Genomic DNA, 21,179 nt, shown 5'->3' with positions numbered 1-21,179 from the left:
TCCAGCAAAACTTTCTGTCATTTAATTACACCTGCTGCCGTCACCGCGCAGGCGACGACAACAGGTTATTGCCTCAAACCGGCTTATTTACCGGATTTGATCTTGGTCCAGCTGCGGGTCATGATCCGCTGGGTCGCGGCCGGCAAGTCGGCAATCGCGTACAACTTGGCCAGCACGTCGGCTGGCGGGTAGATGCCTGGGTCGGCGGTGATTTCTTTATCAACCAGTGCAGTTGCAGCCGCGTTACCGTTCGGGAAACGTACGGCGTTGGTGATTTCAGCCATGATTTCCGGCTTCTGCAGGAAGGTCATGAACTTGTAGGCGCCTTCGACGTTTTCGGCATCTTTAGGGATGGCGACCATGTCGTAGAAGCTGCCCGCACCTTCTTTCGGAATGTTGTAGCTGACTTTCACCTTGTCACCGGCTTCAGCCGCGCGGGACTTGGCCTGGTAAATGTCGCCCGAGTAACCCACGGCGACGCAGATGTTGCCGTTAGCCAGGTCGGAGATGTACTTGGACGAGTGGAAGTAGCCCACCGAAGGACGAATCTTCAGGAACAGTGCTTCGGCTTCGGCCAGTTGTTTTTTGTCCTGGCTGTCGGTTGGATAGCCCAAGTAGTGCAACGCCACCGGAATCATCTCGGTTGGCGAATCGAGGAAACTGATACCGCACGACTTCAACTTGGCGGCGTTTTCAGGTTTGAAGATCAGGTCCCAGGAATTGGTTGGAGCGTCGGCACCCAGTGCGGCCTTGACCTTTTCGGCATTGAAGCCGATACCAATCGAACCCCACATGTAAGGGAAAGCGTGTTCGTTGCCCGGGTCGCTCACCGATACCGCTTTAAGCAGGTCAGTGTTCAGGTTCTTCCAGTTAGGCAGCTTGGACTTGTCCAGCTTCTGGTAAACGCCGGCCTTGATCTGCTTGGCCAGGAAGTTGTTCGACGGCACGACGATGTCATAACCGGACTTGCCTGCCAGCAACTTGGCTTCCAGGGTTTCGTTACTGTCGAATACGTCGTAAACAACCTTGATCCCCGACTCGGCTTCGAACTTCTTGACGGTATCCGGTGCGATGTAATCAGACCAGTTGTACACGTGCAGAACTTTGTCATCCGCCTGAACTGCGCCCGCCATCACGCCCATCAGGGACATGGCGAGGAGGGTCTTGCCAGCTATCTTCATACCTAATGCCTTCATGGGTAATGCTCCAATTTTTCTTTTTAACCACGTGCTCAGCGGCCTTTCCTGGGCATCTGAAACAACCGGTAGTCTGGCAAGATCCAAGGCAGGCTTTCAAGGAAAGACCCATCCTTTGTTTGCTCCGAGCGAAATGCAAACTTCACACCCCGCTCAGAGCCTAGCACTTAGCCCTGCAACGCACTCAGAGTCAGGTCCAGGCACTTGCGCGCCTTTGTTACCAACTCATCGATTTCAGCCGGTGTAATCACCAGTGGCGGGGCAATGATCATGGTGTCGCCCACGGCACGCATGATCAGGCCGTTTTCGAAGCAGAACGTGCGGCAAATCATGCCGGCGCCCTTGCCTTCGAAACGCTTGCGAGTGGCCTTGTCCTGAACCAGTTCTATGGCCCCCAACAGACCCACCCCACGCACTTCGCCCACCAACGGGTGATCGCTCAGTTCCCGTAGACGCTTTTGCAAATAAGGTGCCGTTTCCGCATGAACGCGTTCGATAATTTTTTCTTCGCGCAGGATGCGGATGTTTTCCAGCGCCACCGCTGCGGCCACCGGGTGCCCGGAATACGTGAAGCCGTGGTTGAAATCGCCACCTTCGTTGAGTACCGCGACCACTTCGTCACGCACGATCAGGCCACCCATAGGGATGTAGCCGGACGTCAGGCCTTTGGCGATGGTCATCATGTCGGGCTTGAGGTCGTAGAAATCGCTACCGAACCACTCACCGGTGCGGCCGAAACCACAGATCACTTCATCCGCCACAAACAGGATGTCGTACTTGGCGAGGATTTCCTTGATGCGCGGCCAGTAGGTTTCTGGCGGAATGATCACGCCACCGGCACCCTGGATCGGCTCGGCAATAAAGGCACCGACGTTGTCGACGCCGACTTCCAGAATCTTCTCTTCCAGCTGATTCGCCGCCCAAATACCGAACTCTTCGGGCGTCATGTTGCCGCCTTCAGCGAACCAGTACGGCTGGGCGATGTGGACGATGCCCGGAATCGGCAAGTCGCCTTGTTCGTGCATGTAGGTCATGCCACCCAGGCTCGCGCCGGCCACGGTGGAACCGTGATAACCGTTCTTGCGGCTAATGATGACTTTCTTTTTCGGCTGGCCCTTGATCGCCCAGTAGTGACGAACCATGCGCAGCATGGTGTCGTTGCCTTCAGAACCGGAACCGGTGAAGAACACGTGGTTCATGCCTTCAGGCGCGATGTCGGCGATGGCCTTGGCCAGCTCCAGCACCGGCGGGTGAGCCGTCTGGAAGAACAGGTTGTAATAAGGCAGTTCGCGCATCTGTTTGCTGGCGGCATCGGCCAGTTCATCGCGACCGTAGCCGATGGCTACGCACCACAGGCCGGCCATGCCGTCGAGGATCTTGTTGCCTTCGCTGTCCCAGAGGTAAACGCCCTTGGCGCTGGTGATGATCCGCGGGCCTTTCTCTTTCAGCTGCTTGAAGTCGCTGAACGGGGCCAGGTGGTGATCGTTGCTGAGGGTTTGCCATTCACGGGTTTGCGGGTTGTTGCTGGTCATGCGAATTCTCCTTGGAATCGGTTAGAGCGCCGCCAAGTGCAGCGGCGCCCGGCGCATCAGACGGCGAAGAGCAGGAATTCCCGCTCCCACGAACTGATGACGCGCTTGAAGTTTTCATGCTCGGCCCGCTTGACCGCGACGTAGCCAGTGATGAATTTCTTGCCCAGGTATTTCTCGATGGTCGCGCTGTTTTCCATGCGTTCCAGCGCGTCTTCGATGGTCAGTGGCAGGCGCAGGTTGCGGCGTTCATAGCCACGGCCCACCACCGGTGCACTCGGGTTCAGGCCTTCGACCATGCCGATGTAACCGCAGAGCAGGCTCGCGGCAATCGCCAGGTACGGGTTGGCGTCCGCGCCCGGCAGGCGGTTTTCCACCCGACGGTTTTGCGGCCCGGCGTCCGGAACCCGCAGGCCGACAGTGCGGTTCTCTTCGCCCCACTCCACGTTCACCGGTGCCGAGGTGTCCGGCAGGAAACGGCGGAACGAGTTGACGTTTGGCGCGAACAGCGGCAACAGCTCGGGAATCAGTTTCTGCAAACCACCGATGTGGTGCAGGAACAGTTGGCTCATGCTTCCGTCTTCATTGGAAAAGACGTTCTTGCCGGTTTCGATGTCGATGATGCTCTGGTGCAAGTGCATTGCGCTGCCCGGCTCGCCGGTCATGGGCTTGGCCATGAAGGTCGCCGCCACGTCGTGCTTGAGGGCGGCTTCGCGCATGGTGCGTTTGAATACCAGGATCTGGTCCGCCAGGGACAAGGCGTCGCCGTGACGGAAGTTGATTTCCATCTGCGCCGTGCCGTCCTCGTGGATCAGCGTGTCGAGGTCCAGCTCCTGCAATTCGCACCAGTCGTAGACGTCTTCGAACAACGGGTCGAATTCATTCGCCGCCTCAATCGAGAAAGACTGGCGACCGGTTTCCGGGCGACCGGAACGGCCAATCGGCGGTTGCAACGGGTAATCCGGGTCTTCACTGCGCTTGGTCAGGTAAAACTCCATTTCCGGCGCCACGATCGGCTGCCAGCCGTGGTCGGCGTAGAGTTTCAGCACTTTCTTGAGCACGTTGCGCGGCGACAGCTCGATCGGGTTGCCCTGCTTGTCGTAGGTGTCGTGGATCACCTGGGCGGTCGGCTCGATGGCCCAAGGCACAAGGAACACCGCGTTCTGGTCGGGGCGGCAGATCATGTCGATATCGGCCGGGTCGAGCAGTTCGTAATAGATGTCGTCTTCGACGTAGTCGCCGGTTACGGTCTGCAACAGAACGCTCTCGGGCAGGCGCATGCCTTTTTCGGCAATGAACTTGTTGGTCGGCGAAATCTTGCCTCGGGTGATCCCGGTCAAGTCGGCGATCATGCATTCGACTTCTGTGATCTTGTGGTCTTTCAACCAATCGGTGAGCTGGTCGAGGTTGTTACTCATAAATGCCTCTTAGGCTGGGTTTCCTGACTCTTATAAGTCAGGCGTTGTTTGACGCATCGGCGTCGCGTGATACAAATTGCGACTGCAATTGCCGCGCACAAATATCCGTCCGGGCAGTGGCGCGGGTCAACGAGAGCATAGTGGTACGTGCAGGATCGTGAGCAGGGCCCGACGCATTGGCCGGGACGCTACAGTGAAACGGTTCTATATTGGAAGGAGCGCCGGTAAAGAGAATGTCGTGCAGACCGTCCAGAATATCGGACGGGTCCCGCAGAAGCACCGGGGAAAGAAGAGTCGACGGCACGCCTTTGGCAACGCGGGCCTTGGCGTGAACGCAACGATCGCCACTGATGTGATAAGCATGCAGACCGATCTGCCTGGAGCAGATGGTGACGCCGATTAACGGCAGGCGAGACATGAAGCACCCCGGTATTATTGCTGTTATGGGTTTGAATCGAGCTTAGCCTTGTTCATTTTTTTACACAACACCCCCGTAAAAAATACAACACGGCCCGCTCAAGCCTGCGGGCGCCAAAGCGTTAAAAGGCATAAAAACGCCCCAAACTGCCTCAAAAAAGCCCTATGAGCGCTTTTTTAGGGCAAAAAAGGCCTCGCTTGACTTCGGCATGCCGTTCGGGTTGACTGAAACCCGAAGAGATCAATGATTGATATTTTTAACAACAAAGGTGTTGCATCATGTCGGTACCCCCGCGTGCCGTTCAGCTTAACGAAGCGAACGCGTTCCTTAAGGAACATCCTGAGGTTCTGTACGTTGACCTTCTGATTGCGGATATGAATGGTGTGGTGCGCGGCAAGCGCATTGAACGCACCAGCCTCCACAAGGTTTACGAGAAAGGCATCAACCTGCCGGCCTCTCTATTTGCTCTGGATATCAATGGCTCGACGGTGGAAAGCACCGGTCTGGGCCTGGACATCGGCGATGCTGACCGAATCTGCTATCCAATCCCTGACACCCTGTGCAACGAGCCTTGGCAGAAGCGCCCTACCGCGCAACTGTTAATGACCATGCACGAACTCGAAGGTGAACCCTTCTTCGCGGATCCCCGTGAAGTACTGCGTCAAGTTGTTGCCAAGTTCGACGAGATGGGTCTGACCATCTGCGCCGCGTTCGAACTGGAGTTCTACCTGATTGACCAGGAGAACGTAAACGGTCGCCCACAACCTCCGCGCTCGCCGATCTCCGGCAAACGCCCGCACTCGACACAGGTTTACCTGATCGACGATCTCGACGAATACGTCGACTGCCTCCAGGACATTCTGGAAGGTGCGAAAGAGCAAGGCATCCCTGCTGACGCGATCGTCAAGGAAAGTGCTCCGGCGCAGTTCGAAGTGAACCTGCACCACGTGGCCGACCCGATCAAGGCCTGCGACTATGCGGTCCTGCTCAAGCGTCTGATCAAAAACATCGCCTACGACCATGAGATGGACACCACCTTCATGGCCAAGCCTTACCCGGGCCAGGCGGGCAATGGTCTGCACGTACACATCTCGATTCTTGATAAAGACGGCAAAAACATTTTTGCCAGCGAGGATCCCGAGCAGAACGCCGCACTGCGTCACGCGATCGGCGGTGTGCTCGAGACCCTACCGGCGCAGATGGCTTTCCTCTGCCCGAACGTCAACTCCTACCGTCGTTTCGGCGCACAGTTCTACGTGCCGAATGCTCCGTGCTGGGGTCTGGACAACCGTACTGTTGCGGTGCGTGTACCGACCGGTTCCGCCGACGCGGTCCGTCTGGAACACCGCGTTGCCGGCGCGGATGCCAACCCGTACCTGCTGATGGCTTCGGTTCTGGCAGGCGTACACCACGGTCTGACCAACAAGATCGAGCCGGGCGCTCCCGTAGAAGGCAACTCCTACGAGCAAAACGAGCAAAGCCTGCCGAACAACCTGCGCGATGCATTGCGCGAGCTGGACGACAGCGAAGTCATGGCCAAGTACATCGATCCGAAATACATCGATATCTTCGTGGCCTGTAAAGAGAGCGAGCTGGAGGAGTTCGAACACTCCATCTCCGACCTCGAGTACAACTGGTACCTGCATACCGTTTAAGCGGTTGCAGTAAAAAAAGAACGCCGCCGGCTGATAAGGCCTGCGGCGTTTTTTTGTACTCGACATTTGTTGCGACCATTCCACCCAACAAACAGGAATGTCCCTACGGAAACGTCGGACGCAACCTGCATAGTTGATCATTGCGCGCTCACACACTCAAGAACGCCGGGACTAGGCCGGTATTCCTTCTAGAGTGTTGAAAAACGACCATGAAAAAACAGCTATTGGGTTCAGCCATTACACTGATCATCTCCTGCTTGTGCAGCACTGCTTGGGCAGCAACGGGAACAACCGCGGCCTGGAGCTACACAGCGCCGACCGACCCGGAAAACTGGAGCGAATTGAACAGTGAATATGAACTCTGTACGTCCGGCAAAGCCCAGTCGCCGATCGACATTCGTGATGCGGTAAAAACTGAAGTTGCCCCCCTGACCTTCACTTATCGACCGAGCACCGCTACCGTCCTGAACAACGGACATACCATTCAGGTGTCGTCAGTGGACGCGGGCAGTATCACCCTGGCCTCCGGCGACTATGCGTTCGTGCAAATGCACTTCCATACACCCAGCGAAGAAAAGATCAAAGGTCGCGCCTACCCACTAAACGCACATCTGGTGCATCGCAACACCGCAGGCGAACTCGCAGTGATCGCACTTCTATTTGAAGAGGGCGCACACAATCCGACGCTGGAGCCAATCATGGCAGCAATGCCCAAGGAAGCGGGCGGCATAGCACTCCTGGATACGCTGAACGTTGCCAATATTTTTCCTGCCATCCGCAGCACCTATTCCTACTCGGGATCGCTGACCACTCCACCGTGTGCTGAAGATGTGCGCTGGCACGTGTTCTCCACTGTGATGCAACTTTCCCCAGCACAATTGCAGGCTTTCCAGGCACTGTACCCGATGAATGCCCGCCCGGTTCAACCCTTGAATGGTCGCAGCGTGCAAGTCAGCGGCTAACCTTCCCTGACATGAAATATGGGCAGCGGGCCCGTACAGACAAGGTGCAATGCGCCTCGTACAATGCCCGCTGCCCCGCAGGAGACTTCAATGACCCGACTCGCCACCCCACGCAAACCCCGCGCACGCAGCCAGGCCCGGATCGATTCGATACTCGATGCCGCCCGCACGCTGCTGGCCGCCGAAGGCGTGGCCAGTCTGTCGATCTACAGCGTCGCCGAGCGCGCGGAGATCCCGCCCTCCTCCGTTTATCACTTCTTCGCCAGCGTCCCGGCGCTGCTCGAAGCCCTCACGGCCGACGTCCACGCCGCGTTCCGCGCCTGTCTGCAAGCACCCATCAACCACGACGCCCTCCACGGTTGGCGAGATCTGTCGCGATTGGTGGAACAACGCATGCTCGACATCTACGACGAAGACGCCGCGGCCCGCCAATTGATTCTTGCCCAGCATGGCCTGACCGAGGTCACCCAGGCCGACCGTCAGCACGACATCGAACTGGGCGACCTGATGCACAAGCTGTTTGATCATCACTTTGAACTGCCGAAATTGCCGAGCGATGTCGATGTATTTGCGCTGGCGATGGAGCTGGGTGATCGCGTCTACGCCCGTTCAGTGCAGCAGCACGGGCAGATCACCCCCCGCATGGCAGAGGAAGGGATGCGGGTGTTTGATGCGTATCTGGGGCTGTATTTGCCGCCCTACCTGCACAAGCGTGCTCACTCAATCTGACTGCGGTGGCGGTCGTGCTTGCCCGCGATGGCTACACGGCTGAGTTCAAGCCATGCACAAAAACCCCGAAGGGCTCACACCCTTCGAGGTTGCGCGCAATGCACGCGCTTACAACTTGGCGATCGACACTTCGGTGGATTTCACAAACGCGATCACTTCGCTGCCGACCACCAGCTCCAGCTCTTTCACCGAGCGCGTGGTGATCACCGAAGTGACGATGCCGGAAGCGGTCTGCACATCGATTTCCGAAAGGACGTCGCCGAGCACGATTTCCTTGATCGAGCCTTTGAACTGGTTACGAACGTTGATGGCTTTGATAGTCATGAGGTTGATTCCTGTCGTTGGATAAGGCGTGAGTTATTGAGCCCAACGCAATTGCGTGGGCAATGGTGAAACAGGTTCCGGTTCCGGCGGCTGGCCGGGCAGCGACAGCACGCGATTGAGGACTTCGGTTTCCAGCGCCGCCAGCCGATGGGAGCCGCGAACCCGAGGACGCGGCAGCTCAACGTGCAGGTCGAGACCGACTTCGCCCTCTTCGATCAGGATCACCCGATCGGCAATCGCCACCGCTTCACTGACGTCGTGAGTCACCAGCAACACGGTGAAACCATGCTTCTGCCAGAGCCGCTCGATCAGTTGCTGCATTTCAATTCGAGTCAGGGCATCCAGGGCGCCCAGAGGCTCATCCAGCAACAGCAAGCGCGGTTGATGGATCAGCGCGCGGGCCAGTGCCACACGTTGCTTCTGCCCACCGGACAAGGCCGCAGGCCACTCATTGGCGCGATCCGCCAGGCCCACCGACTCCAACGCGTCCAATGCTTGTGGCCGCCAGTTGCCCTTGAGCCCGAGGCCGACGTTGTCGATGACCTTTTTCCATGGCAGCAAACGTGCTTCCTGGAACATCAAACGGGTGTCTTCCCGGGCACCGCTCAGCGGTGCGGAGCCGGCCATCAACTCGCCGCCGGTGGGCTTGTCGAGACCGGCGAGCAAGCGCAGCAAGGTGCTTTTGCCGCAACCGCTGCGACCGACCACCGCGACGAACTGACCGGCCGGGATGTGCAGATCGATCTCGCGCAGCACTTGTCGCGAGCCAAAGGTTTTTTGCAGTTTGCGCACCGCCAGCGGAATCCCGCGCAGCAGGCGTGGAGGTTGTTGAGCCGTCATGCCGCACCTCCTTTAACAACCTGATAGGCCGGATGCCAGCGCAACCACACGCGTTCAAGTCCACGGGCCGCGAGGTCGGCAAGTTTGCCGAGTACCGCGTACATAAGAATCGCCAGCACCACTACGTCGGTCTGCAAAAACTCTCGGGCGTTCATCGCCAGATAGCCGATGCCGGAACTGGCAGAAATAGTTTCGGCCACAATCAGCGTCAGCCACATGAAGCCCAGTGCGAAGCGCACGCCGACCAGAATCGAAGGCAGCGCGCCCGGCAGAATCACCTGACGAAACAGGCTGAAACCGGACAAACCATAGCTGCGCGACATCTCCACCAACGCCGGATCGACGTTGCGGATGCCGTGATAGGTGTTGAGGTAGATCGGGAACAACGTGCCCAGCGCCACCAGGAAAATCTTCGCCGACTCGTCGATGCCGAACCACAGAATCACCAGCGGAATCAGCGCCAGGTGCGGCACGTTGCGGATCATCTGCACCGAACTGTCGAGCAGGCGCTCGCCCCATTTCGACAAGCCAGTGATGAAGCCCAACACCAGACCGATACTGCCGCCGATGGTGAAGCCCAGCGCCGCGCGCCAGCCGCTGATCGCCAGGTGCGTCCAGATTTCACCGCTGCGCACCAGGCTGACGCCGGCTTCGATAACGGCGATTGGCGCCGGCAGAATCCGTGTCGACAACCAGCCCGCCGACACCGACAACTCCCACACCGCCAGCAGCAGAACCGGCAACGCCCAAGGCGCGAGGTTGTGGATAATTTTCTTCATGGCTGCGCCTCAGCTCTGGGACGCGGCTTTGGGAAGAATGTCGTTGGCCACCATCTCACCAAACGGGCTGACGAAACCGGCGCTTTTCGGCAATTCCGGACGTTCGATGTCCAGATGCGGGAACAGCAACTCGGCAACGCGGTAAGACTCTTCCAAGTGTGGATAACCGGAGAAGATAAACGTGTCGATGCCCAGATCCGCGTACTCCTTCACGCGGGCGGCTACGGTCGGACCGTCGCCGACCAACGCCGTGCCGGCCCCGCCACGCACCAGGCCAACACCGGCCCATAGGTTGGGGCTGACTTCCAGGTTGTCGCGACTGCCGCCGTGCAATGCAGCCATGCGTTGCTGGCCGACGGAATCGAAGCGAGCCAGAGAAGCCTGAGCGCGAGCGATGGTTTCGTCGTCCAGGTGCGAGATCAGTCGATCCGCCGCTTGCCAGGCCTCGGCGTTGGTTTCGCGAACGATCACATGCAGGCGAATACCGAAGCGCACGGTACGGCCGAGCTTTGCGGCTTTGGCTCGAACCTGTTCGATTTTTTCCGCAACAGCGGCTGGAGGCTCGCCCCAGGTCAGAACCATTTCGACCTGCTCTGCCGCGAGGTCTTGCGCCGCTTCGGAAGAACCACCGAAATACAGCGGCGGACGCGGTTGCTGGATCGGCGGGTAGAGCAACTTCGCACCCTTCACGCTGATGTGCTGACCGTCGTAATCGACGGTTTCGCCCTCCAGCACACGGCGCCAGATGCGGGTGAACTCCACCGAGGCTTGATAGCGTTCTTCGTGGGTCAGGAACAAACCGTCGCCGGCCAATTCTTCCGGATCACCGCCGGTGACCAGGTTGAACAACGCACGACCGCCGGACAAACGATCCAGCGTCGCAGCCTGACGCGCTGCCACCGTCGGGGAAATGATCCCGGGGCGCAGGGCGACGAGGAATTTCAAACGCTGGGTCACCGGGATCAGCGACGCGGCCACCAGCCACGAGTCTTCGCAGGAACGGCCGGTGGGAATCAGCACGCCGCCGAAGCCCAGGCGATCCGCCGCTTGTGCGACTTGTTGCAAGTAACCATGGTCGACGGCGCGAGCGCCTTCGGCGGTGCCAAGGTAATGTCCGTCGCCGTGGGTAGGCAGGAACCAGAAGATATTGAGGCTCATGGAGTGGTCTCCTTAGGGAATCGAATTACTGCGCTTTGGCAACGGCTGCCGGCGGCGTCCAGATCACGTCTTTGATGCTGAGCGGCTTCGGAATCAGCTTGAGCTGATAGAAGCTGTCGGCGATTTTCTGTTGGGCGGCGACCACTGCTGGCGTGATGAACAGTGCGCCGAAACCTTGGCGCTTCATCGACGTGAGGGTGATGTCGGCGGGCAGGCCGAGCAGTGGCGAGACTTGTTGGGTCACCTCGATGGGATTGGCCTTGGACCACTCACCGACCGCGCGCACTTCTTCCACCAGGGTCTTGATCACCTCGGGATTTTTCTGCGCATACGGCTTGGTCGCGAGGTAGAACTGATGGTTGTCGACGATGCCTTGGCCATCGCGCAGGGTGCGCGCCTGCAACTGTTGTTCGGCGGCGGCCTGGTACGGGTCCCAGATCACCCAGGCGTCGACGCTGCCACGTTCGAACGCGGCGCGGGCATCGGCCGGCGGCAGGAATACGGTCTGGATGTCGGTGTATTTGAGGCCGGCATCTTCCAGTGCGCGGACCAGCAGGTAGTGAACGTTGGAGCCTTTGTTCAGGACGACTTTCTTGCCCTTGAGCTCCTGCACCGATGTGATCGGCGAGTCCTTCGGCACCAGGATCGCTTCGCTGTGAGGCGCTGGCGGTTCGTAGGCGACGTAGAGCAGATCGGCGCCGGCGGCTTGAGCGAATACGGGCGGGGTTTCGCCGGTAACGCCGAAGTCGATCGAGCCGACGTTCAGGCCTTCGAGCAGTTGCGGGCCGCCGGGGAATTCAGTCCATTGCACGTCCACGCCTTGGGCGGCGAGGCGTTTTTCGAGCGTCCCTTTGGCTTTGAGCAGCACCAGGGTGCCGTACTTCTGATAACCGATTCTTAACGTCTCGGCTTGAGCTTGAGTAATGGCGCCGAAGGTGACAGCCGCAACAAACAGAGCGACCAGACCACGACGCAAAATGACAGGGCGCATGGCGCTCTCCTTTTTGCAGTTGGGTTTTGGCTGCACCTGCTTGGCCGTTAGCGGCTGAGTAAGGTGAGTGTTTCAAATTCGGGTGAGGTTTAAATGCTCCAGCGAGCACTCAACAAACGTTCATTCAACAGGTTCGGATCGATCGGCTTGGGCCGTCGGGCCATGGCGCTGAAAAACAGCTCCAGTGATTCATTCAGTCGTTGTTCCAGCTCCGGTGCCAACTGCGCCTGGACGCTGCCTTCGCCGTAAGCGATCTGGCTGTCTACGGCGAAAATCCCGTGGAGCATTTCCTGGGCTTTCAGTGCCGACAGCACCGGCTTGAGCGCGTAATCCACCGCCAGCATGTGGGCGATACTGCCGCCGGTGGCCATTGGCAAAACCACTTTGTGGGCCAGGGCGCGCTCGGGCAGCAGGTCCAGCACGGTTTTCAATGCGCCGGAGAACGACGCTTTGTAGACCGGCGTGGCGATCAGCAGGCCATCGGCGTTTTCAATCTGTTGCAGCAGGTCGATGACCTTCGGGCTGTCGAAGCGTGCGTGCAGCAAGTCTTCGGCCGGGAAGTCCCGCACCTGGTAACTCACCACCTCCACACCTTGCTCCTGCAACCAGCGCTGGGAACGCTCCAGCAGCACCCCGGAACGGGAGCGTTGGCTGGGACTGCCACCGAGTGAGACGACCAGCATTCAGACAATTCCTTGAACGGTGTTGGCGATTCGCGGTTTGCGATCTCGCTTTGGTGGAAGTGACCTTAACAGGGGATTTTTATATCCATAAATCATATTTATTCATTTAGTTATGCACTTTAGAGATATATGAAAACATTCCCTCCAGGCAAAAAAACAGGCCGTCGAAACGGCCCGAAAATCCCCTGCTTTATGGTGATCGTTCCCACGCGGAGCGTGGGAACGAGAGTTAGCTGAGTTACCTGTTCGGTTGTGGCGTCAGACGCAGGTACGGTTTCACCGCGCGGTAGCCCTTGGGAAAGCGTTTCTGGATTTCGTCTTCGTCCTTGAGCGACGGCACGATCACCACTTCATCACCGTCTTGCCAATTGGCCGGCGTGGCCACTTTGTAGTTGTCGGTGAGTTGCAGCGAGTCGATCACCCGCAGGATTTCATGGAAGTTTCGGCCAGTGCTCGCCGGGTAGGTGATGGTCAGCCGAACCTTTTTGTTCGGGTCGATCACGAACAGCGAACGCACAGTCAACGTGTCGTTGGCGTTCGGGTGGATCAGGTCGTAGAGGTCCGAGACCTTGCGGTCGACGTCGGCAAGGATCGGAAAATTGACGAGAGTGTTCTGGGTTTCGTTGATGTCTTCGATCCACTTGTGGTGCGAGTCCACCGGGTCGACGGACAGGGCAATGGCTTTCACACCACGCTGGGCAAATTCGTCCTTGAGCTTGGCGGTAAAGCCCAGTTCAGTGGTGCACACCGGCGTGAAGTCCGCCGGGTGGGAAAACAGCACGCCCCAGCTATCGCCCAGCCATTCGTGGAAACGGAGGGTGCCGGCGCTGGAATCCTGTTCAAAGTCGGGGGCGATATCGCCCAGTCTGAGGCTCATGGTGCTGCTCCTGGTGAGTGCTTGTCGGGGTCAACTGTGCCTGCATTTCTTATTCATTAAAAAGAATGAATATCGATTTGTTTAGATCGTAAATGAATATTAAAAATGTATTCACTGGACCTCGACAGCGGTCAGGAGGACTATCGCCCACAAGGTTCGAGAAGGCCTTGAGTTGCTGCAAAAAGAGGGAAATGTCGAGGAGGGTTTACGGGGGTGAGCCTGACTTGAAAACGCAAAAGCCCCGCCCGGTGTGATGCCGGGCGGGGCTTTTTTTACTTCAGTTGCGCGAGCGCTATTACAACAGCGGGATCGAGTAGCTGACGATCAGGCGGTTTTCATCCTGGTCACGTTGACCCGGGATGTCGTTGCGCCAGGTAGCGTTTTTCCACATGAAACCGAGGTTCTTCAGCGGGCCTTCCGGAATCACGTAACCCACAGTCAGGTCACGTTCCCACTCGGAGCGACCATTACCTGCCGGTACCGTCACGCTTCTGACAGTGTCGATATTGTCTCCACGCAGGTAAACCATACCGGCGGTCAGGCCTGGAACACCGACTTTGGCGAAGTCGTACGAGTAGCGAGCTTGCCAGGTGCGCTCGCCGGCGCGGCCGAACTTCTGGATTTGCATGTCGGTGATGGTGTAGTTCGACGAACCGTCGCCCTGGTTCAGCCAAGGAAAGTCGCTGCTGCCGTTGCTGACTTGATAACCGCCACCAAAGGTGTGACCGGCAACGGAGTACAGGAACAGGCCGCTGTACAGGTTGTTGTCGACTTTACCGCGACCAGCAGTGAAACCCTGGTAGTTACCGGTGCTGTAATACAGCGGGTCGTGACCGTTGGCGCCGTCGTCGGAGCTATTGAAGTAACGCAGATCGGACTTCAGCACACCCGGACCGATTGCCCAGTTGTGAACCAGACCCAAGAAGTGCTGCTTGTAGAAGTCTTCCAGATTGCCGTAGTAGTACTGGGCAGTCAGGTCTTTGGTGATTTTGTAGTCACCACCGGCGTAGATGAACTTGTTGCTATCGCGACCGTTCGCGGTACGACCGTTGGCACCACCGATCGACAGCTGCTCGTTGTTGCTCGAGTTACGACCTTTCACGGATTCGATCTGACCACCGACCAGAGTCAGGTCTTTGATCTCGCCGGAAGTGATCTGGCCACCCTGCCAGGTTTGTGGCAGCAGACGACCGTCGTTGGTCACGATAACCGGGTTCTTTGGCTGCAAGGTGCCCAGTTTCAGTTCGGTCTGGGAGATCTTGGCTTTGGCAGTCAGGCCCAGACTGGAGAAGTTATCAACGGCTTCGCCATTGGACTTGCTTGGGAAAACCGTGCCGCCATAGGAACCGTAGTTCGCCCCGGAGGCTGCAGTAGCGCCGTTGGTGCCACCGCCCGAATCCAGACGAACGCCCAGCAGACCGATCGCATCAATACCGAAGCCGACAGTGCCTTGGGTGTAACCGGAGATAAAGCGCAGATCGAAGCCTTGGCCCCATTCTTCGGCTTTGCTTTGGGTGCTATGAGCACCAGAGTCACGGTTATCGTTATTGATGTAGAAGTTACGCAGCCCCAATGTGGCCTTGCTGTCTTCGATGAAACCGGCGGCGCCTGCCTGCTGCGCCAAAACCCCTATGGCCACAGCCATGGCCAAGGTGGACTTGTTCATTGTTTCGCTCCTCTCGTTTCTAATTTTTTCGGTCCTGAGTCGAATGCTCTGGATCCTGAAATATGCGGGTGCCGCTAACCACAATTTTTGCGCGCCATTTCACCGATGCGTCTAAGTCAAAGGTCTGGGGGCAGCGAATGGGCCGGCATGGTAAACGTAAAAAACAAATTTCATTCTTTTTCATGCCGTTCAGGAATAAAAATCGAAGTTTTAATCGCTGCGGGACACTAGGTATCGGCCTCGATGAGATGCACTTTAGGGGTTTATTTTAAAAGCTAAAAAGAATAATAAATTACTATGTGATATCCAAATCGAATATCAAAAAAAATGCAAAAAAAACCCCGCCAGCCGGCGAGGCTCTTTTGCGAAGCTTGTTACAGGAAGCTGTAGGTGTAGTTGAAGATCAGACGGGTCTGGTCTTGGGCAGTGATGTTGTCGCCGCGGTAGGTGCCGTGTCGGAGTGTTGTGCCAAACCCTTTAAGCGCACCGGTTTGAATTACGTAATCCACGCGCAAGTCGCGCTCCCACTCGGTCAAGTCTTTACCCACGCCACTAGTAGCTTTGATGTCCTCGCCACGCAAATAGACAGCCGAGGCTTTCAGGCCTGGCACCCCTAGAGAGGCGAAGTCGTAGGTGTACTGACCAAAGGTCGTGTTCTCGCCGGCACGGACGAAACCGTTGATCATCGAGTCCGTGAACAGATAGAAACTGGCCCCCGCCGCGCCTTCGTTGCGGCCATTGCCATCGACCACGTTGCCCTGGTTCAGATAAACGAAACCGCCGTCATCGCTGACACGCTGATGACCCAACAGGAAGGCGCTGCCGCCCAAGGTGTAAGTGAAAATGGCACTCCAGGTCTTGTTATCGACCTCGCCCGGCGTCTTGGCATAGCCGTTGTTGTTGTTGAAGCGATAACCCGCATCCCCATTCTTGCCGTCGGAGCTGCTATCGAAATAGCGCAAGTCGGTTTTGAACGACTGGTTGGCGCTGATCGGGAGGACGTGCACCAGACCAAAGAAGTTTTGCTTGTAATAGTCTTTCAGATTGGCGTTGTAGTACTGCAGGGTCAGGTCTTTGGTGACCTTCCAGTCGGCACCGGCGTAACGGAATTTGTTGCTTTCTTCGGTACCGCCACCCACTGCCAGGCCGGTGGTGTTCGAGGATGCACGACCCGCTGCATGCTCGAGCTGCCCCAGGTTGAAGGTCACGTTGTCGATTTCCTTCGAGGTGATGGTGCCACCCTCGAAACTCTGTGGAAGCAAACGGCTGTCGTTCGCGACCAGGATCGGCATGTTGGGTTGCAGCGCGCCACCCAGGTGAGCTTCGGTTTTCGAGAAGCGCGCCTTGACGTTAGCCGCGGCACGACTGTACGAGTCGGATGCCGAACCGTCGCTGTCGCTTGGGAAGAACGAGTTACTATCCGGGTGATGACCACGGCCGCCGTCCAGATGAATGCCCACCACCGCCTGTGCGTCGATACCAAAGCCGACAGTGCCCTGAGTGAAACCGGACAGGTAATCGAACTTGAAGCCCTGAGCGGTCTCTCGCTGATTGTTAGTAGCGTTAGAAGCACCTTCACGGGAATCGGCGTTGTAATACATGGTGCGAGAACTGACGGAAGCCTTGCTGTCTTCGATGAAACCTGCGGCGCCTGCCTGCTGCGCCAAAACCCCTACAGCCACGGCCAGGGCCAAGGTGGACTTGTTCATTGTTTCGCTCCTCTCGTTTCTAATTCTTGTGTTCCTGGTCCGGGGTCGAATGCCCAAGATCCTAAGATGCGCGATTAGCGCCAGACAGTGACTCACAAGTCAATCGTAACTATGTGTGTCTACGACCATAGTCTAACCCTCGGTTTTTTGGTCCTTGCAGGGTCATGAATTCGTCATAAACTCGAAAAGAATGGGTAAATTCTTTTTTAATACCTTTTAGGAATAGAGTTCACATCGACTCATCGACCCGAGCTAGAGCGGCCGACTCATAAGCTAATTCCTAAATGGTATTTATTAGCCATTTTTTAGATCGATTAGCTTTGACGCAATTCGGAAACATTCCCTTACCGAGAGGCGCCGCCATGACAACCAAACGCGCACTATCCAGTCCTTTTGTTACAGTTTGTGCATCCCTCGCATTCTCTTTCTCCGCTCATGCGGCGAACCTCACCATCGGTTATCAAACGGGCATCGACCCCAGCAAAGTCCCCCAGGCCGATGGACTGTACGAGAAAACCATCGGCCAAAAAATTGACTGGCGTCGTTTCAACAGTGGCCCGGAAGTAGTAACGGCAATTGCTTCCGGCGATGTCCAGATTGGCAACCTCGGCTCAAGTCCGCTCGCGGCAGCCGCTTCGCGCAATCTGCCGATTGTCGCGTTCATCGTTTCCGCGCAAATCAATGCGGCCGAAGCCTTGGTAGTGCGCAATGGCAGCGGTATCGATAAACCGGAAGATCTGATCGGCAAGACCATCGCCACACCGTTCGTTTCCACCTCTCACTACAGCCTGCTCGGCGCACTCAAGCACTGGGGCCTGGACGCCTCGAAAGTCAAAGTGGTGAACCTGCAACCGGCGGAAATCGCCGCTGCCTGGAAGCGTGGCGACATCGACGGCGCGTTTGTCTGGTCGCCAGCGCTGGGGGAGATTCGCAAGACAGGCAAGACGTTGACTGACGCCGCACTGGTCGGCCAGTGGGGTGCACCGACCTTCGAGGTTTGGGTCGCGCGAAAGGATTACGCCGAGAAGCACCCGGATATCGTGGCGAAATTCGCCAAGGTCACCCTGGACTCGTTCGCCGACTATGCCGCGCATAAGGACAGCTGGACTGCCGACTCGGTGCCGGTACAGAAAATAGCAAAACTGACCGGTGCCAACGCCGCCGATGTACCGGAGATGCTGGCAGGTTCAGCCTTCCCGGATGCCAAGACGCAGCAAACCACCGCGCTGCTGGACGGCGGCACGGCCAAGGCGATTGGCGAAACCGCGAAGTTTTTGAAGGAACAAGGGAAGGTTGAAACGGTGCTGCCGGATTATTCGCCGTATGTCAGTGCGAAGTTTGTGGCTGAGTGACTACTAACGGCTGCTGCGCAGCCGATCGCGGGCTTGCGCGCGAAGGGGGCGCCGCGGTCAAAAGTGTCTTGATGATCGTTCCCACGCTGAGCGTGGGAACGATCAGGTTACAGAGTCTTTTCAAAGATCTTCGAATTGCGCTGATAGTTGTACAACGAGGCCCGGGCCGATGGCAGGCGTTCGACACTGCTCGGCACAAACCCACGCTCACGGAACCAGTGCGCAGTCCGGGTGGTCAGCACGAACAAGGTTTTCAAACCCTGTGCCCGCGCGCGGGTTTCAATGCGTTCGAGCAACTCATCGCCGCGACCGCCATGTCGATACTCCGGGTTCACTGCCAGACACGCCAACTCCCCCGCATCCGAATCAGCAATCTGATACAGCGCCGCACAGGCGATGATCATGCCTTCGCGTTCGACCACACTGAACTGCTCGACCTCACGCTCCAGCACCTCGCGAGAACGACGCACCAGAATCCCCTGCTCTTCCAGCGGGCTGATCAAGTCCAGCAAACCACCGACGTCTTCGATGGCCGCTTCGCGCACAATTTCGAACTGCTCCTGGGCCACCAGCGTACCGCCACCGTCACGGGTGAACAGTTCGGTCAGCAGCGCGCCGTCTTCGACATAACTGACGATATGACTGCGAGCCACGCCGCCACGGCAGGCTTCAGCCGCCGCATCCAGCAGTTCAGCTTGATAATTGCTGCCCAGACGTTGCAAATGCGCGGGGACCTGTTGCGGACGCAGTTCACGAACCAGACGACCATTTTCGTCGATCAGGCCAAGGTCGGCGCCGAACAGCAGCAGTTTGTCCGCGCCAAGGTCGATCGCCGCGCGGGTGGCGACGTCTTCACAGGCGAGGTTGAAAATCTCACCGGTCGGCGAGTAACCCAGTGGCGACAACAGCACGATGGAGCGTTCATCCAGCAGGCGATTGATGCCCTTGCGGTCCACCCGGCGCACTTCGCCGGTGTGGTGATAGTCGACGCCTTCAAGCACGCCAATCGGCCGCGCCGTTACCAGGTTGCCGCTGGCCACCCGCAGACGCGAGCCCTGCATCGGCGATGAAGCCATGTCCATGGACAGACGCGCTTCGATGGCGATGCGCAGCTGGCCGACCGCATCGATCACGCACTCAAGGGTCGCGGCATCGGTGATGCGCATGTCATGGTGGTAATGCGGGGTCAAGCCACGCGCGGCGAGGCGGGTTTCAATTTGCGGACGGGAACCGTGAACCAGCACCAGTCGCACGCCCAGGCTGTGCAACAGCACGAGGTCGTGGACGATATTGCCGAAGTTCGGGTGTTCCACGCCGTCGCCGGGCAGCATGACGACGAAGGTGCAATCGCGGTGGGCGTTGATGTAGGGCGAAGCGTGACGAAGCCAATTGACGTATTCGGGCATGAACCTGGGCCTGTAATAAATAGCAGCCAAAAAATGGGCGAAGCATAAATGCACAGCGGGCTGATGGTTATCGTCGGAACAGGCTTGGCGACACGCGCGCTCTCCTCATGAATACGGGTTGGGACACTGGCAATTTATACGTTTAGTCAGTCAATACACAGAACCTGTGGGAGCGAGCTTGCTCGCTCCCACATGGATCGCGCTCAACTGCTTGGCACCGAATATTGAGCCGATGTCAGGCAGTAATGTTCAATCAATGAACGTAATAGATGCACCGTAGGCTGCAAACGTGACATTTCCAGGTATTCCCCCGGTTGGTGCGCGCAGGCGATATCGCCAGGGCCCAGCACCAGTGTTTCGCAGCCAAGACGCTGAAGATAAGGCGCTTCGGTGCCGAACGCCACTGCTTCGGCGCGATGGCCGGTGAGCTTTTCGGCGACCCGGACCAATTCGGCGTCCTCGGCCTGCTCGAACGGCGGCACTTCGGGGAACAGCGGCGCGTAATCGATCTTCACCTGATGCCACTCGGCAATGGGCTTGAGCTTCTTCAGAATCTCCGCGCGCAGGGCATTGGGGTCCATGCCCGGTAAGGGGCGCAGATCAAACTCCAGCGAACACTGGCCGCAAATACGGTTGGGATTATCGCCGCCATGGATGCAGCCAAAGTTCAGGGTCGGCGTCGGTACGCCGAACTGCGGATTGCGATATTCGCGTTGCCACAGCAGGCGTAACCCACGCAGTTCGCCAATGGCATCATGCATGGCTTCGAGTGCGCTGTGGCCAAGGCGTGGGTCCGAGGAGTGGCCGCTCTGACCGAGAATATCGATACGCTCCATCATGATGCCTTTGTGCATGCGGATCGGCTTGAGCCCGGTCGGCTCGCCGATTACCGCCGCCCGCCCCAACGGACGTCCGGCTTCGGCCAAGGCGCGAGCACCAGACATCGAGCTTTCTTCATCGCAGGTGGCGAGGATCAGCAAAGGTTGCTTGAACGGCTGATCGAGCAGCGGTATGACGGCTTCGATGGCCAGCGCGAAAAAGCCCTTCATGTCGCAACTGCCCAGCCCGATCCAGCGACCATCGACTTCGGTCAGCTTCAGCGGATCGGTCTGCCACAGAGCACCGTCGAACGGCACCGTGTCGCTGTGACCGGCCAGCACCAAACCACCGGGGCCGGAGCCGAAACTGGCCAGCAGGTTGAATTTGCCGGGGCTGACCTGCTGGATGTCGCAGGCAAAACCCAGGTCACCGAGCCACGTCGCCAGCAAGTCGATCACCGGGCGATTGGTTTGATCGAGGCTGGGCTGGGTACAGCTGACGGAGGGTGCGGCGATCAGCGCAGCGAACTGATCTTTCATGGACGGCAAAGGCATCGCTGACTCCAACTCCCGAATTGAAGTCCATCATAGAACCATCCGGCGACAGGAATAAACCGCCGCGGCGCGGGTAGGGTCTGTTGACGCTTGGTGACGAGCCGAGACGGCCCC

General features: G+C 58.0%; 18 protein-coding genes and 1 pseudogene. 4 read left to right on the top strand and 15 right to left on the bottom strand.

Annotated features, from left to right (window positions below; genetic code table 11):
- Positions 1 to 83 precede the first annotated feature (83 nt).
- The 4 genes and pseudogenes from FQ185_RS03680 to FQ185_RS03665 form a co-directional block, all read right to left on the bottom strand.
- Positions 84 to 1,181 (bottom strand): polyamine ABC transporter substrate-binding protein, encoded by a 1,098-nt coding sequence (locus FQ185_RS03680; RefSeq protein WP_149416565.1) that lies wholly within the window; start codon positions 1,179 to 1,181, stop codon positions 84 to 86.
- 182 nt (positions 1,182 to 1,363) lie between these two features.
- Positions 1,364 to 2,728, bottom strand: a complete 1,365-nt coding sequence (locus FQ185_RS03675; protein ID WP_149416295.1) for an aspartate aminotransferase family protein — start codon at positions 2,726 to 2,728, stop codon at positions 1,364 to 1,366.
- Between the two features lie 56 nt (positions 2,729 to 2,784).
- Positions 2,785 to 4,143 carry a glutamine synthetase family protein gene (locus tag FQ185_RS03670; RefSeq protein ID WP_149416294.1) on the bottom strand — a complete coding sequence of 453 codons (1,359 nt, stop codon included), beginning with the start codon at positions 4,141 to 4,143 and terminating at the stop codon, positions 2,785 to 2,787.
- Between the two features lie 100 nt (positions 4,144 to 4,243).
- A pseudogene (locus FQ185_RS03665) lies at positions 4,244 to 4,561 on the bottom strand (gamma-glutamyl-gamma-aminobutyrate hydrolase family protein); the annotation flags it as partial.
- A 278-nt stretch (positions 4,562 to 4,839) separates the two neighbouring features.
- Here FQ185_RS03665 and FQ185_RS03660 point away from each other — a divergent pair.
- The 3 genes from FQ185_RS03660 (at position 4,840) to FQ185_RS03650 (ending at position 7,907) form a co-directional block, all read left to right on the top strand.
- Positions 4,840 to 6,216 carry a glutamine synthetase family protein gene (locus FQ185_RS03660; RefSeq protein WP_008150449.1) on the top strand — a complete coding sequence of 459 codons (1,377 nt, stop codon included), beginning with the start codon at positions 4,840 to 4,842 and terminating at the stop codon, positions 6,214 to 6,216.
- 209 nt (positions 6,217 to 6,425) lie between these two features.
- Positions 6,426 to 7,178 (top strand): carbonic anhydrase, encoded by a 753-nt coding sequence (locus FQ185_RS03655; RefSeq protein ID WP_149416292.1) that lies wholly within the window; start codon positions 6,426 to 6,428, stop codon positions 7,176 to 7,178.
- A 90-nt stretch (positions 7,179 to 7,268) separates the two neighbouring features.
- The gene (locus FQ185_RS03650) at positions 7,269 to 7,907 is read left to right on the top strand and encodes a TetR/AcrR family transcriptional regulator (RefSeq protein ID WP_149416291.1); all 639 of its coding nucleotides are present in this window, start codon (positions 7,269 to 7,271) and stop codon (positions 7,905 to 7,907) included.
- A gap of 108 nt (positions 7,908 to 8,015) precedes the next feature.
- Here FQ185_RS03650 and FQ185_RS03645 read toward each other — a convergent pair whose 3' ends face one another.
- From FQ185_RS03645 to FQ185_RS03605, 9 genes are all read right to left on the bottom strand, one after another.
- Complete coding sequence (locus FQ185_RS03645) at positions 8,016 to 8,231, bottom strand: molybdopterin-binding protein (protein WP_003229256.1); 216 nt, start codon at positions 8,229 to 8,231, stop codon at positions 8,016 to 8,018.
- Between the two features lie 33 nt (positions 8,232 to 8,264).
- A complete protein-coding gene (gene ssuB, locus FQ185_RS03640; protein WP_149416290.1) occupies positions 8,265 to 9,071 on the bottom strand; it encodes an aliphatic sulfonates ABC transporter ATP-binding protein in 807 nt (268 codons plus the stop codon).
- On the bottom strand, positions 9,068 to 9,850 hold the full coding sequence (gene ssuC, locus FQ185_RS03635; protein ID WP_149416289.1) for an aliphatic sulfonate ABC transporter permease SsuC: 783 nt from the start codon (positions 9,848 to 9,850) through the stop codon (positions 9,068 to 9,070). The genes ssuB and ssuC overlap by 4 nt, the downstream gene beginning before the upstream one ends.
- A gap of 9 nt (positions 9,851 to 9,859) precedes the next feature.
- Positions 9,860 to 11,008: an FMNH2-dependent alkanesulfonate monooxygenase gene (gene ssuD, locus FQ185_RS03630; protein ID WP_149416288.1), complete on the bottom strand. Its 1,149-nt coding sequence runs from the start codon at positions 11,006 to 11,008 to the stop codon at positions 9,860 to 9,862.
- A 25-nt stretch (positions 11,009 to 11,033) separates the two neighbouring features.
- Positions 11,034 to 11,999: a sulfonate ABC transporter substrate-binding protein gene (locus tag FQ185_RS03625; protein ID WP_149416287.1), complete on the bottom strand. Its 966-nt coding sequence runs from the start codon at positions 11,997 to 11,999 to the stop codon at positions 11,034 to 11,036.
- Between the two features lie 89 nt (positions 12,000 to 12,088).
- Complete coding sequence (ssuE, locus tag FQ185_RS03620) at positions 12,089 to 12,682, bottom strand: NADPH-dependent FMN reductase (protein ID WP_149416286.1); 594 nt, start codon at positions 12,680 to 12,682, stop codon at positions 12,089 to 12,091.
- A gap of 238 nt (positions 12,683 to 12,920) precedes the next feature.
- Positions 12,921 to 13,559: a peroxiredoxin gene (locus FQ185_RS03615; protein WP_149416285.1), complete on the bottom strand. Its 639-nt coding sequence runs from the start codon at positions 13,557 to 13,559 to the stop codon at positions 12,921 to 12,923.
- 295 nt (positions 13,560 to 13,854) lie between these two features.
- Positions 13,855 to 15,225 (bottom strand): OprD family porin, encoded by a 1,371-nt coding sequence (locus tag FQ185_RS03610; protein WP_149416284.1) that lies wholly within the window; start codon positions 15,223 to 15,225, stop codon positions 13,855 to 13,857.
- A 374-nt stretch (positions 15,226 to 15,599) separates the two neighbouring features.
- Complete coding sequence (locus FQ185_RS03605; protein WP_149416283.1) at positions 15,600 to 16,934, bottom strand: OprD family outer membrane porin; 1,335 nt, start codon at positions 16,932 to 16,934, stop codon at positions 15,600 to 15,602.
- Positions 16,935 to 17,296: 362 nt separating this feature from the next.
- On the opposite strand from FQ185_RS03605, the gene tauA reads away from it, so the two are divergent.
- Positions 17,297 to 18,286 carry a taurine ABC transporter substrate-binding protein gene (tauA, locus tag FQ185_RS03600; RefSeq protein WP_149416282.1) on the top strand — a complete coding sequence of 330 codons (990 nt, stop codon included), beginning with the start codon at positions 17,297 to 17,299 and terminating at the stop codon, positions 18,284 to 18,286.
- Between the two features lie 107 nt (positions 18,287 to 18,393).
- Here tauA and argA read toward each other — a convergent pair whose 3' ends face one another.
- Together argA and argE are read right to left on the bottom strand one after the other, a co-directional pair.
- Positions 18,394 to 19,692, bottom strand: a complete 1,299-nt coding sequence (gene argA, locus FQ185_RS03595) for an amino-acid N-acetyltransferase (protein ID WP_149416281.1) — start codon at positions 19,690 to 19,692, stop codon at positions 18,394 to 18,396.
- A 203-nt stretch (positions 19,693 to 19,895) separates the two neighbouring features.
- Positions 19,896 to 21,065 carry an acetylornithine deacetylase gene (gene argE / locus FQ185_RS03590; protein ID WP_149416280.1) on the bottom strand — a complete coding sequence of 390 codons (1,170 nt, stop codon included), beginning with the start codon at positions 21,063 to 21,065 and terminating at the stop codon, positions 19,896 to 19,898.
- Between the last annotated feature and the right edge of the window lie 114 nt (positions 21,066 to 21,179).

Source organism: Pseudomonas sp. ANT_H12B, from assembly GCF_008369325.1.
GTDB lineage: Bacteria > Pseudomonadota > Gammaproteobacteria > Pseudomonadales > Pseudomonadaceae > Aquipseudomonas.
Note: the sequence above shows the minus strand (reverse complement) of the source record. Positions and strands in the feature narration are given on the sequence as shown.